Origin of the sequence: Alkalibacter rhizosphaerae (genome assembly GCF_017352215.1) — a bacterium.
Taxonomy (GTDB): Bacteria; Bacillota; Clostridia; order Eubacteriales; family Alkalibacteraceae; genus Alkalibacter; species Alkalibacter rhizosphaerae.
This window is the reverse complement of record NZ_CP071444.1, coordinates 1,466,497-1,480,200: the sequence shown is the minus strand read 5'-3', so window position 1 is coordinate 1,480,200 and position 13,704 is coordinate 1,466,497. Positions and strand designations below refer to the sequence as shown.

The window sequence follows — 13,704 nt, the reverse complement described above, 5'->3', positions numbered from 1 at the left end:
ATATATCGAATTAGATTTGTATCTAATTTATACATTATACTTAATTTTAAAAAAAGTCAACGAAAATATTTTTCTTTCCTTTTATCAGTTGCTGTAAATTCAGAGATGGTTCATCTTTGGCAACTCTTCCCTTTGCCCAACCACTCTATGGTGGAGCTTCCCTCCCCAATCATAACCCAATCAAAAAAACCGCTTCATGGATGGACCTTGAAGTGGTTTGGAGGTTCATGCTATTTATTTGGTTTGGATCAGATGCTCAAAACATTGTCTGGTGCTTTTACATCTGCCACGATGGCACAGTCGATCTTGTGGAACAGTGCTTCAACACATACCTTCCCTCGCATATGGTGACGTTTTTTTGCAATAAGAAAACCCTTTCTATTCTCAGAATATTGTTTTCCCATCCAAGACGATATGAAAATCTTCCCCTACTTGTATGGGGATTTTTTTTGCGATCTCCAACACATCGTTTGTTATATTTTCCATTTTATCTTTTGAGTAATCAAGTAATCTCAAAGTATTTTCCGTCTTATACCGAGCCAGTTGTTGCGGATCCACCTTCAACCTATTATCCAAAAATGCCAAGATCAATGCACAGTTGATGGATGCCGAATTGATCAAAAAAAATTCAAAATCGTTTCTGTCAAATTTTTTCATGCGTTTCTTGTACATAAGCTCATGAAAGTGCCTACTAAAGGCGATATCCGCCGTTAAGTTGTCCGTATACATCTCTGCCCAAAATCGACCGACTTGAGGATTTACCACAGAATTCATCAGCAATAAGGCAGAACACACACAATTTATGGTAACAGCATCGTTCGTGTACTGCTTTTTCAAGATCTCTTCCATGATCGCCGAGGAATGGGCTTTCCCAAAACTGGCGTACAGCTGTTTTGCCAACGCACTTTTGTTCTTGTAGTGATAATAAAACACGGATTGCTTGATTCCTGCACGTTGGGACAATTCCTTCATGGATGCCTTATGGTATCCATATTCATAAAACACCTCGTGTGCAACCTCATACAATTTTTCTTTTGTTTGTTCGCCCGCCGGATAAGTTCCCATGGTGATCTCCTTTACTCGTTAAATATCAAAACCTGTTTTTATTCTATGCTACCTTGCACATTCGGTCAATATGATTCCTTATTACTTGCTTATCCGCTATAAAACCAAATATGATAAAGCGTAATTTTTTTATAATTTAAGTTGACAAATGTCTATTCTAAGAATATGATGTTATAAATTAGATTCGTATCTAAATAGATATAAATCTAATTAGATACGAATAGAAATATAAGCTCAATAATTGGAAGGTGATCGCACATGAGTAAAGAAATGGAAACTTATCGCAGTAAATTGGATCGGTTGCAGACCACATTTTCAAAAGGGATTCCCGACCGGGTCCCGGTTTTGCCAAACATCGAAACTTGGGTCATGCACTATGCCAACGTCAGCTTGAAAGACGCTTTTACCAAAGACCCCGAGATCCTCTTCAACGCATTCAAAAAAGTGTCCGACGACATTTATCTGGACGGATTCTTTGGCACCAGCAACATCATTCCTTTGAAAATGATGAAAAAATTCGGGGAAGGGATCTACACTGTCACCGATGAAAGTCTGCAAATCAAAGGAAGCCACGGAACGACCATGCAGCCCGATGAATATCCGGCACTGATCGAAGATCCCCAAAAATTTTTTTCCGACGTGATCATCCCCAGAAAATATCCCATCCTAAATCAAAGCGTCGACAAAAATATGGCCCTATTAGAAGAAGCCTTCGACGATTTCAAAGACTTTGCAGCATACAACGGTTCCGTAGTCAAACGCATCGAAGCAGATCTGGGCATGCCTGTATTGTCGAGAGCTGCCGCTTATGTCGCTCCAGACATTGTTCTGGACTACCTTCGTGACTTTACAGGAATTTCCGGCGATATCCGAAGAAGACCTGAAGCATTGATTGCAGCATGTCATTCGATTTCTGATTTTATCATTCAAATGACGACGGAATCCTATAAAACACCGGAAGACGAGCATTTTGTATTTTCACCCTTGCATTTGCCTACATTCCTGAAACCAAAAGATTTTGAAAAGTTCTATTTTCCATTCATGAAAAAACTCGTGGAAGAGCTCAGCGTAAAAAGAGGATACACTCTTTTATTCTACATGGAAAACGACTGGATGCCGTACTTGGACATACTGCAGGATCTACCCACAGAAGGAAAAGTCGTTGGTCTTTTTGAACACGGGGATCTAAAGGCATATAAAGAAAAAATCGGAAAGAACATGACGATCATGGGTGGTATGCCCATCAGTCTCCTTGCAAGAGGAACAAAACAGCAGTGTATTGACAAGGCAAAAGAATGTCTCGACACTTTGGCACCCGGGGGCAACTATATTTTTTCTGTAGATATGGTTTTGATGTCCAAAAAGGATGCCTTGCCTGAAAATGTCATCTCTACTTTTCAATACATCCATGAAAACGGTAAATATTAAGGAGGAGGAAAAAATGGATCTAAACAAGAACGTATCGGAAGCATTGGAAGCACTGAAGAAAGATTATTTCAAAAATATTCCGGAAGCGGATGCCGACATGTTGATTCGGAAGATGATCAACACTTTGCTTACCAGATAAGCAAAGCGGATACGCCGAAACACACGCAAGTCGACATCCATGTGTTGCAAAAAACATTATTACAGCAAGTAAATCACCTAGAAAAATAGGATAAGGAGAATCCAAATGAAAAAAGAACTGTCAAAAAGCTTGAAACGATTTTATGGTATCGGCGACCTGTTCTTCACCATGATGACTAGTGTTGAGAACTACTTCTTCAATTTTTTTCTAACAAATATCGTTATGTTTGACCTTGGAATTGTAACATTCATTCAAACTGTAACTACAGTAGTAGACGCCGTACTGTCTTGGACTTACGGAGCCATCATGAACTCCATCAAACCATTGAAATGGGGAAGATATCGTTCGTGGTTGATTCTCACCCCCTGGTTGGTCCCGATCATCTACCTGTTCAAATTTACGAAACTAGGTAATGATGGCATTGCCATTGCTATCATCATCGCAGCCGGTATTATCAGCAGTGTCCTTTGGAATTTTGCGTACGTGGCAAACGTGGCACTGATCTCCGTGGCAGCCAGCACCCCTCAAGATCGTGTTGCATTATCGACCTCCAGAGGAACCTACAATCGTGTTGCTGGCATCATATTTTCTTATGCAGGACTTCCTTTGGCCACGATACTTGCAGCAATCGTCGGTGTTCAATTCCAGTTCGCGGCACTTGCCTTTGTACTTGGAGTAGGTATGGCCATCTCCTATTTCGCACACTTCAAGATGTTTGAAGGTTACGAAGTAGATGAAACAACAGCAGCACCAAATCAAATCGTTCCTAAGAAGAACAAAATTGGATTTGTCGGCACACTGAAAGCCCTGGCTCTTAACCGACCGCTGCTTATTCTGCTCATCGCCGACATCGCAAGATGGATCGTCAACTTTGTAGCTAGCGCTACTGCCGTTTATTATTTTACGTATGTATTGAAAAATCCAGGGTATCTGGCAACTTATATGATCATTATCGGCATCGCTGCCGCATTGGGGGCCTTTACCTGTAAATTTGTATCCAACAAGTTTTCTGCCAGGAGCACCACCATCGCATATTTTTTCTTGATGGGTGGACTTCTTATTGTAGCAAAGCTGTTCCACACAAATTTTACACTGGTGATCGTACTCCTGGGTTTGGCACAATACATGTACGGTTCGATCTATTCTTTAATGCCGGTACTATTCGCAGATACGGTTATTTATGACGAGTGGAAATCCGGTAAAAACTCCTCTGGTTGGATCATGGGATTGAATAACGTAACGTTGAAGATTGCTATCGTTTTTCGAGGAATCATTATCAACAGCGTTCTAGCTGTGGTAGGATTCAGTGCTGCCGTCGACGCTGCTTCCGTTTCCAATGAAGTAATGAGCGGCATCAGCAATGCATTTTTACTGATTCCCGGTATCATCCTTACTGTAGGTGGCGTATTGCTGATCCTTGGTTTCAATTTGACAAAAGAAAAAATCGCAGAGTATTCTGCTGAAATCGCTTCCAGATCTTAGTTGACATCTTGGCCACTGCATAATAATTATCAAGCAGTGGCCAATTCTATAAAAACAATGATTTCAATAAATCCGAGGAGTGCTATTTATGAATAATACACCCACGAACTCCGTGGTCAAAAATTTCAAGAGATCCAGCGTGCTGAAATTTGTCTTTGCCAGTTTATTCGGTTTGTTTGCTTTCTTTGTCCGATTTGAATTTATGGGGCAGAAAAGCATTTTAGTGGATCATATCGTCAGTTATATTCGACCTTTTGTATCGCCTAATTATTTGCTTATGATGTTCTTATTTGGAATATTCTGCGTTGCAGACACGTTTTTTATAAAAAAAACCTGGAACAAGAACTTTATCAACAAAATCATAGCCGTTGTTACAACAATAGGTTCCATCATGGCGGCAATGATCTACTTAAACATCGGTCCGGAATTTTTTCTAGATCCTGATATAGGACCCAAATCATCCACATTAAATGGTATCGCTTCCTTGACAGTATTGGTAGCAGGATTATTTTTAACTTTTTTAGTAGATTTTGGACTTATTGAAGCTGTAGGTGTTGTACTGCGACCTCTAATGAGGCCGTTGTTCAAAACTCCCGGACGAGCATCCGTTATAGCGTTGAGCGCTTTTTTAGGCAACTTTTCAATGGGACATATTTCTACCGACATTTTGTACAAAGACGGCAAATTCAACAAAAAAGAAGCGGCCATCATCGCACTAGGTTTTTGTACGCCATCTGTAGGTATAATGCTTTTGTTCGCCAGCCTTCTTGAAATGATGGAATACTGGAATTTGATTTTTACAACTTCGATCTTTGTTACATTGGTAATCACATTTATAACGATCCGATTATATCCTTTAAACAAAAAACCCTTGGATTATTACGAAGGTGCCACACCATCCCACGAGCCTGAAGTGAAGGTACAAATACTGAAAACAGCTTTTTCAGAAGGAGTTTCGGTTGCTGAAAAAGCTGGCCCTGTGCCAAAAAAGCTTGTCAATACTTTCTTGATGACGCTTCGAGTGGTGACCAATATGATGATGTCCGGAGTATTTGTTTTGGTAGTTGGTCTTCTGCTTCTTAAGTACACTTCTATTTTCGCATATGCAGGTTATGTGTTCTGGCCTGTTTTCAAAATTGCAGGCTTTGCAAGTGCCGATATTTCCATAATAATGCAATCTGCCAGCATGTCATTTCTCGATATGTACCTGTCCGTATTAATAGGCTTTGGACAGAATCTATCCGTTGGCGCAAAGTTCTTTCTTTGTCTGTACCCTATGACAGTGTCTGTTTTCGTATCAGGATTTTGGCCGGTGGTTCTGTCAACCGATCTTCCTGTAAAGCCACTTGACCTTGTGGTCACTTGGTTTTTAAGAATGATATTGACCATTTTGATTGCAGGATTGTTAGCAACACTGATGTTTTGATAAATCCATTATCAAGATAACATTTAAAAAGTTAGGAGGCTTTACATTGAAAAGCACAAAAGAACTGTATAATGAAAGATTCAATCGCATTGTCGCTGCCGTTCGACGAGAGATCCCCGATCGAGTACCTGTAATGCCCATGGTAGAGGAATGGGTAATGCATCATGCCGACATCAGTCTCATCGATGCCTTTAAAAACAGCGCAGCCGCCAATTTCGAAGCTTACAAAATAACATTTACAGATGTCTACATTGATGCCCAGTGGGGAAATATGAATATTTTACCGCTGGATGTTATGAGCAATTTCGGGGAAGGTTTGTATGTATTGACAGACCACAGTCTACAAATCAAGGGCAGCCATGGAAATCTGATGAATGCCAACGAATACGACCAGTTCATCGCTGATCCGGTAGGTTTCATCATCAATACGATAGTACCCAGAAAATTTCCTTTGTTGAAAGGGGATAGACAGGAAGTCAAAGATCGATTTTTGAAATCTTTCGATGACTTCAAAACATTCCTTCAACATAATGGCAGTGTCAATAAAAGAGTCGCTGAGGAATTGGGCATACCATTTATGGCAAAAGGATCGCTTTACGCAACTCCGGACATCATCATGGACTATTTAAGGGATTTTGTGGGCACAATGGGGGATATCAAACGGCATCCGGATAAGTTTTACGCAGCATGTGATTCCTTATTTGACTATACGATCCGGATGTTAACCTCATCCTACACCACTCCAGAGGACAATCATTGGATTTTCAGTCCTCTTCACTTGCCCACCTATTTGAAACCAAAAGACTTTGAAAAGTTTTATTTCCCGTTCCTATATAAAATGATCGATGAACTTTGCGTCAAGCGCGGCTACAACCAGATGATCTTCATGGAAAACCTTTGGGAACCTTACTACGAGATCCTGTCCGATCTGCCAAAAACAGACAAGCTGGTCGGGCTGATCGAGAAAGGCGATCTGAAGAAAGCCAAGGATTCCATCGGAAACAAAATGTGCATCATGGGTGGCATGCCAGTGGATCTGTTGGCCAGGGGTTCCGTGAAGGATTGCATTGATCGGGCAAAATGGTGTTTGGATGAATTGGCTCCCGGCGGTGGCTATATCTTCTCCACAGATTCCGTGATCATGTCACACGGCGATGCCAAGGCCGAAAATTTGATCGCTGTATGCGACTACGTTCATAAAAATGGCGTTTATTGAACAAACCTATGAAGGAGGATTTTACCATGGAAGAAAACTTGATGAATATCCTGGAAGAAGCAATGCGCGAATACTATGAAGACTTACCCCCGGAAGCGATCGAATCCATCAAAGAAAGATTTATTTGGATGCTTCTGTCCAGATAGTTTCACCACCAAATAAAAGCCAAGGAAAGGATCTCTTGGCTTTTATTTCAGTTGTCAACCTTTTTTAGAATTATAACCAAACTATTCACTCGGAATCTTTTTAATGCAGTCTACACAGTTTGGAGATGAGGCAACTCTTGATTTTCAGAATTTGATAGAAAATCTCTATTTTCTGCGATCACTTCATTGATCAATTCGATCAAAATCGGATAGCTCCGTGATCCGTACGGCAACAAACCTCCCCCTTTTGCCAGCAACTTGAATCTTTTTTCTATTCGTTTTTTCAGTTCTTCACGTGGGACGGATGGATCTACAAGATCACTGGTATCCATCCCTCCCAAACATGTGATTTGATCTCCATACCCTGCTATTATTCCAGGGATATCATTACATGCTTGACAGGAAGACCAGTGGTCGATCCCAATATTTATCATATCTTCGATCAGTGGTTCTACTTTGCCACAGGAATGTACCTGCGCAAATATCCCTTTTGACTTAATATGTTGAATAATCTTTTCCATTGCCGGAGCAATCAAATTTCTCCAGGTATCTGGGGACATAAAAGAATTTCGCTGATGACCCCAATCATCATGAACCTCGATCATATCAACCGGATAGTATTCCACTATTTTATCGATCAACTTTATTTTATAGTCCGCAATAGCCATTAATAATCCAAAAGATTCTTCTGGATCTGTCAAAAGCGCACAGTTCGCTTCGACCATGCTCATCAACGCATGCATCCGTTCAAAGGGACCGTTTAGAATAGTTACTACGCAGAATTTATTTTCATCAATCCTGCCATCATCCATTTTTCTCGCAGAAGCCCAATCGATTTTATCAAGATTCGGAAACTGTACTACTTCTTTCCACTTTGAAATATCGTTTAATACTGGCGGAAAAGAAGGATCCACCATGGATCCACCAGAGTTCGGCTCAAATAACCAGTTCACACCGAACCAATCCACACCTGTTCCTCCAAGAAGCTGTGCTGGTGTTCCGTCTCCCGGCGCACGTTCGTGAACGCAAGATGGGATGATTGGACACACCTCTGTACGATAATTTGGAAACCATTCTGGAATCTTGCGATCCATAAATAGTACCATATTTTCCTTCATAGATAGGGTCATACTATTTCCTCCTTCTTTATCTGAGTAGCCTGCTTCTTTTCTTCCATTTCATTTTGAAGTTGTGTAACCTTTTGATCCGTTAATGGAAAGAAAACAAGTGCGATTGCACTAATTGCTGCAAAGACTGCAGGTAACAAGCTGATCAAAATTCGGATTCCACTGATTGCATCTGCTGTTACATTTTCAGCATCAAAACCTATTCCGACCAGTCCAAATCCTACGATTGCCGCTCCTACCGTAGTAGCAATTTTGGGAGTCAATGAAAACAAGCTCATCATAAAAGGTTTTACATTCTTCCCAGATTTCCATTCATTATAATCCGCGATCATGGTAAAGATTGCTACCTCCGATGCGTGGGCAAAAGAGTAGCCGAAATATCCAAGTGCTAACAACACGGTAAACGACATTGCCGTATTCCCTAAAAAGTAAGCCAAGGCCAAGCAAATACCAAAAATTGAAACACCAAAAATATATGTATTTCTTCCACCTTTTAAAACCTTATTAACAAAGGGAGTAATGAACGAACCTATGATCATAAGAAATGTGCTCAGCGACAAAAACAGAGTCAACTTGCTCATGTCCCCCACCACATAGTTGTAGTAATAAGCTGCGAGTCCCATAATCGAGAAGAATATGCATGCTTTCGCTACTGCGCTTATTAAGTACAATAAATAGGGCTTCGTAATAGAGCTTTTTAACATTTCCCAAATAGTGGCATCATATTGATCCTTCATCTTTCCAATTCTTTTTTCATCGGAAATGGATTCAATGACGTCATATTCTTTGGATGCAAAGAATAATTGAATAAATCCAAAACTGACAAGGACGGCTATCAATAGAGCAAACATGGAATAACCAAAACTTGAACCTTCTCCACCTCCACTGAACGCAGAGATCAACGCTACGCTGGTCAAACTAAATAAAAACTTGCCAACCGAGTTCAACATTACACGTGCAGACGAAAAAGCAACACGTTCTCGAGGATCTTTCGCCATCAAGGGAAGCAATCCTGTGAACGCGGTATAAGCAAAATTAAACAAAAGATAGGTAAGAATGTATGTTCCCGCAAACCAGATAGCTCTGCCCATCCCGGTAAGACCAATATCGGTAAAGGATAACCAGCGAAGCAATGCAGCTCCAACTCCGCCTATGACCAACCATGGCCGATACTTACCACCTTTTTTGAATTTTGTCTTTTGCATCACAACTCCGACTATAGGAATAGAGATAAGATCTGCCAAGCTACCAATAGTTAATACAGTTGCCATTACCGCTGTTTCAAGTCCCACAGCAGAAGTCAAGAAAATCGCCCAAAATGTCGACGCCACTGTTGTTAACAGTGTTGAAAATCCGTTTGTGACACCATACCGTATTGACTTCAACGAATAAATGCTCTTCTTTTCCATCTGATAACCTCCTTAGTTTTAATCTAAATATTGTAATTCTACCCTCCTTACAGTTATTTTATTTTACGCGTAAAGTATATCTTTTACGCGTAAAACTGTCAAGCGCATTAGTAAAATTTTTTAAATTTATAATATTTGTAGTTAAGTGTGGTTGCTATTTGTCAAATTAGATAACTTTGTTATAATAGGAAACAAAAACAGGTGAATACAATGGACAATAAAAACACAATGAAAAGAAAGATTTTAGACACCGCTATAAGAATATTTTACGATTTTGGTTATAATGACACTTCTTTAAATATGATCGCAAAGTCCTGCAATATTACCAAACCTTTGATTACTTATCATTTTAAAACAAAATCCAATTTAGCAAATGAAGTGAATCTATATTGTAATACTGTTAACAAAAATATGATCACTAAGAAAATTTACGATTGTTGTGGCGTATACGAAGAAAAAATCAACACGGCTGTGGAATTGATTTTGAAAACACACCAATTTCGAGTAGACGAAAAAGCGTATCGATTTTATCATGAAAGAGCAAATGCTAGTTTTGATAATGTTTTTACTTCGGGTTCCATCGAACTATATAATGTACACAATAGAAGGTACCACCTGAAAATGAATGCCGAAATTGATGAGTTGGCGATGTGTGCGATAGCTTCCAGAGCGTCTAGTACAGCGCTAACCATATCTTATTTTTCAGGTCATATCCAATCAAGTTTTGAAGATTTTTGTGATTATGTAGTAAGTTTTCCTTTTCGGCTAATGCATTTTTCAGATGAAGATATACTCGACATTCTTAACGAAAGCAAAAAATTAATAAACGAATTAGATTTTAAATTTGAGCCGTATTTTTGTATTGTGTAACTATTTGATTGCACTCATGTCGACGCACCACATAAAAGCAGGCCAGTACATGAAAATGTACTGGCCTGCTTTTATATCAAATTCTGTATTGCTTCACACTGGAACGATAGAAAAGATCTTTCTATCCCACTTCTACTGAAGCGGTTTCCTGCTTTTTTGTTACCTGATATTTCTTTTTCATCATGAACATCAGAAAAACGGATGCCAACACTCCGACGAACAGGATCAGCAACAACGGGAAGCCGGTAGCTGCCCAATTACCGTTTGCGGCTGCGACGATGGGCCCAAGGATCACAGGTCCGATCATCCCTCCGACTGCAGAACACACGGTTACAACAGAAAGGGTTGCCGGAATGGTTTCCGGCCCGGTTGCAACGTCTGGTGCAATGGTATGAAGAATCGGCGGAACCATTTGCCAGATTACACCAAAGAAGAAGAGAATGACTGGCAGGTATGCAATTGCCGTGATCCGAAATTGATAATAAGAAACAGCCGTACTCAGGATCATTGCCAAAAACAGCAAAAAGGGATGATTTTTGTTTTTAACTTTGTTGAGAACGATTCCTATGGTGACACCACAGAAAAGCATCCCCAAAGTTGCTATGCTGGTATAGAAATTTGACGTTGACAGTTCCAATCCCAAACTCTGTTGCAGAAATGTTGGATAATATGTATTAAATATCACATTCCCAACGGCATACAGCAAAAATATAATTCCCAAAATCCATGCCCCAAGGGATTTGAACCCTTCCAGGATGGAAACCTGTGGTTGGACGGACTGTTGCCCACTGTCTACCTGTTTTTCTGGATAATTGATTACAGTGGCAAAGAGCACTAGAAAAACACCTAATAAAAGCAGATGCAACCACCAAACGCCTCTCCACCCGAAGCTGGGAACGATCAAGTTGGTCACATTGAAGATGATCAGCATCCCAAAAGAAACCCAAAGGGTAAAGATCGACATGGGTAGCCCCCGTTTTTCCGCAGGAAACCAAATGGCAATAATGGTAGTGACCACGATCGCAATAATTCCAAAGGATGCACCTTCCAATGCCCTGCCGATCAGAAAAACAGTGAAGTTGTTGCTGACGATGCCGATGATACAACCCAATGCAGCCATAATGATTGCTGCGATTCCCACGCTTTTCGGTCCAAATTTCTGCATGATGGCACCACCGGGCAAGGATGCGATCATGGCGGCGATGGCACAAACCGACATGGTCAAACCTACAACGGTCATGTCGATTTGAAGATCACTCATAAGCAGAACCATAGTGGGTGGCACTTTATAGAGACCAATAACAAATACGATCCCTGTTAGAATGGCGATGGTCGCCATTGTCCACGCTTTTTTCATGTTGACACCTTCCTGTTCTTAGTATGATTTTTCGCAAAATATTTCAGAGAATTTTTATTCCATATCTTGAAATGCATTTCGGCTGTACTCATACACATATCTTCTAAATAGTTGGAAATTCTCGGTAGGGAAATTTGGATCCAGTCCAAATATTGCCGCCACCTTGCAGTTCTTGTATCGTTCCACCCAGTCATAGGCGATTTTCTTTACTTCTTCCACCGTGGCATCTATCGGAACGTTGGGATTTCCAACACCGACGATGATGGGTGCATCTTTGTACTTTTGAGCCAGCATGTCCTGGTCGTTGATCTCGCATTGGCCACACCACATATCTACTCCCGCTTCAATGAATACAGGCATCAGATCCTGGGCTTTCCCGCAGCTATGGTGTTCGAAATACATGCCATTTTTATGGGTGGTCTCCACGATCCGCTTCAGATAAGGAAGCAGCATCTCACGAACGGTGTCCATGGAAAAGAAAGGCGCTCTTTGATGACCCCAGTCGTCGTGGAAGTACACGGCATCCAGATCATAGAGTTCTTTCATTTTTGTGATGTAGGCATCGTAAAAATCACACAATTTGCTGAAGAATCGATGCACACCTTCTTTCTGGTCGTCGTCCACCAGGGCTATAGCGGCATTACTCACATCCATCAGTCCCATCAACCGCTCCCACAGTCCGGCTTGAATGCCCAACTCTCGGAGTTTATCCACTTTCAGATATTCCCTGTTTTCTTCCAAATGCAGATCCCAATCCATGTCTTCCATTTTCGGAATCTCCACGTATTCTTCCCAGCGATTAATGTCCGGCACTTTGGGAGAACCGCCCACCACGGTGGCACCGGATATGGAATAATCCCATTCCCAGTCCAAATCGAACCAATGGCTGTGGCTGACTTTACCCAATGTGGTGTAATCGTATTGGGGTCCTCCGTCAAAAACCTGGTGGTTGGCCACGTTGTCTGGGCATATCCTTGGCCGAAACTGGATCTGATCGCAAAAAATCCAGCCGGTTTCGGGAATCCAATATGGCTTATTCCCTTCAAACAACAGTTTCCAGTTTTCCCGTACGGAGATAGGTCGGTCATACTCGGGAGATTCTGGCACGCTCATGGGTGCTCCCATGACTTCGAAACACTCCACACCCGGATACATACCCTTTACTTCGAATTCCTTTTCGCTAAATGCAGGTCTTGACATCGTTATCCCTCCTATAATCTTGTAAATAAACGCGTTTATGTTTATATATTATACGGTGCGTTCTTGTTTGTCAAGAATAAATAAACGCGTTTATTATAAAAAGTAGCAAACATATAAAAAAGTCCTTTCGGTGATTCCTGAAAAGACTTTGCAATCTATCATTTTATTTGTTTCGTATTCATTCGTGAAAAAAGAACAGCTTCTGGATCTCCGCCTCTGGTATTCGATGAAAAAGGTCCAAGGTCTCGTGGATGATCGTTTCATGCAGTCTTCGTTCAACGCCGACCAAATCCAGAAATACGTAAGGCATCCGTTTCATGGCTTCCAAATATGTTACATTGGTCTCCTTGTTGTCGATGGCCTGACACATACTGCAAAACAGTTTTACATAGGAAAAAATGTTAAGTTCCAGCTCTTCTTTCGTGATGGTGGTTTCCAAGTTTTTGTGCAAATAGTCGATATAATTGGGCACCTGACGCATCATGCTGGGCAAGGTCTGCTGCCATTGGGCTTCCGTATAAAAGCGGCGATTGGCTTCGTCTTTCAGAATTTCTGAAATGATCAGATTCTCCAGTATCAAATCATGGAGAGGAGTTGTATCCTCCCACTCCAGGGAGTCGATAAATTTGCGAACCTCCTTGGAGTTTTCTTCCAGGATCATGGCAGTAAGATGATCCTTACTCTTGAAGTAGATGTAAAAGGAGGCCTGGTTTTTAAATTCCATTTCTTTGGCAATCATGCGTATGGATGTTTTGTTATAGCCATGCTCCTGGAATAATTTTTTTGTACAGGCCATGATTTTCTCTTGAGTTTCTTCATTTTTTTTTCGGGTCATGGTA

12 protein-coding genes are annotated in these 13,704 nt (G+C 40.9%); 6 read left to right on the top strand and 6 right to left on the bottom strand.

Annotated features, from left to right (window positions below):
- Positions 1-384 precede the first annotated feature (384 nt).
- Entirely contained in the window at positions 385-1,065 is a 681-nt protein-coding gene (locus J0B03_RS07435; protein ID WP_207299008.1) for a TetR/AcrR family transcriptional regulator, read from the bottom strand.
- A 258-nt stretch (positions 1,066-1,323) separates the two neighbouring features.
- On the opposite strand from J0B03_RS07435, the gene J0B03_RS07430 reads away from it, so the two are divergent.
- The 5 genes from J0B03_RS07430 to J0B03_RS07415 all read left to right on the top strand — a co-directional run bounded on the left by J0B03_RS07430 (position 1,324) and on the right by J0B03_RS07415 (position 6,756).
- Entirely contained in the window at positions 1,324-2,493 is a 1,170-nt protein-coding gene (locus J0B03_RS07430) for a uroporphyrinogen decarboxylase family protein (RefSeq protein ID WP_207299007.1), read from the top strand.
- Between the two features lie 13 nt (positions 2,494-2,506).
- On the top strand, positions 2,507-2,632 hold the full coding sequence (locus tag J0B03_RS12335; protein ID WP_256436409.1) for a hypothetical protein: 126 nt from the start codon (positions 2,507-2,509) through the stop codon (positions 2,630-2,632).
- A gap of 105 nt (positions 2,633-2,737) precedes the next feature.
- Positions 2,738-4,114 (top strand): MFS transporter, encoded by a 1,377-nt coding sequence (locus tag J0B03_RS07425; protein ID WP_207299006.1) that lies wholly within the window; start codon positions 2,738-2,740, stop codon positions 4,112-4,114.
- Positions 4,115-4,202: 88 nt separating this feature from the next.
- On the top strand, positions 4,203-5,540 hold the full coding sequence (locus J0B03_RS07420; protein WP_207299005.1) for a YjiH family protein: 1,338 nt from the start codon (positions 4,203-4,205) through the stop codon (positions 5,538-5,540).
- 46 nt (positions 5,541-5,586) lie between these two features.
- Positions 5,587-6,756 (top strand): uroporphyrinogen decarboxylase family protein, encoded by a 1,170-nt coding sequence (locus tag J0B03_RS07415; protein ID WP_207299004.1) that lies wholly within the window; start codon positions 5,587-5,589, stop codon positions 6,754-6,756.
- 256 nt (positions 6,757-7,012) lie between these two features.
- Here J0B03_RS07415 and J0B03_RS07410 read toward each other — a convergent pair whose 3' ends face one another.
- Entirely contained in the window at positions 7,013-8,032 is a 1,020-nt protein-coding gene (locus J0B03_RS07410) for a uroporphyrinogen decarboxylase family protein (protein ID WP_207299003.1), read from the bottom strand.
- Positions 8,029-9,438 carry an MFS transporter gene (locus tag J0B03_RS07405; RefSeq protein WP_207299002.1) on the bottom strand — a complete coding sequence of 470 codons (1,410 nt, stop codon included), beginning with the start codon at positions 9,436-9,438 and terminating at the stop codon, positions 8,029-8,031. The genes J0B03_RS07410 and J0B03_RS07405 overlap by 4 nt, the downstream gene beginning before the upstream one ends.
- Positions 9,439-9,648: 210 nt before the next feature.
- Here J0B03_RS07405 and J0B03_RS07400 point away from each other — a divergent pair, with 210 nt between their 5' ends.
- Positions 9,649-10,308, top strand: a complete 660-nt coding sequence (locus J0B03_RS07400) for a TetR/AcrR family transcriptional regulator (protein WP_207299001.1) — start codon at positions 9,649-9,651, stop codon at positions 10,306-10,308.
- 121 nt (positions 10,309-10,429) lie between these two features.
- Here J0B03_RS07400 and J0B03_RS07395 read toward each other — a convergent pair whose 3' ends face one another.
- The 3 genes from J0B03_RS07395 to J0B03_RS07385 all read right to left on the bottom strand — a co-directional run bounded on the left by J0B03_RS07395 (position 10,430) and on the right by J0B03_RS07385 (position 13,700).
- Positions 10,430-11,665, bottom strand: a complete 1,236-nt coding sequence (locus J0B03_RS07395) for an MFS transporter (protein ID WP_207299000.1) — start codon at positions 11,663-11,665, stop codon at positions 10,430-10,432.
- 54 nt (positions 11,666-11,719) lie between these two features.
- Complete coding sequence (locus tag J0B03_RS07390) at positions 11,720-12,865, bottom strand: uroporphyrinogen decarboxylase family protein (RefSeq protein ID WP_207298999.1); 1,146 nt, start codon at positions 12,863-12,865, stop codon at positions 11,720-11,722.
- A 178-nt stretch (positions 12,866-13,043) separates the two neighbouring features.
- Positions 13,044-13,700 (bottom strand): TetR/AcrR family transcriptional regulator, encoded by a 657-nt coding sequence (locus J0B03_RS07385; RefSeq protein WP_207298998.1) that lies wholly within the window; start codon positions 13,698-13,700, stop codon positions 13,044-13,046.
- Between the last annotated feature and the right edge of the window lie 4 nt (positions 13,701-13,704).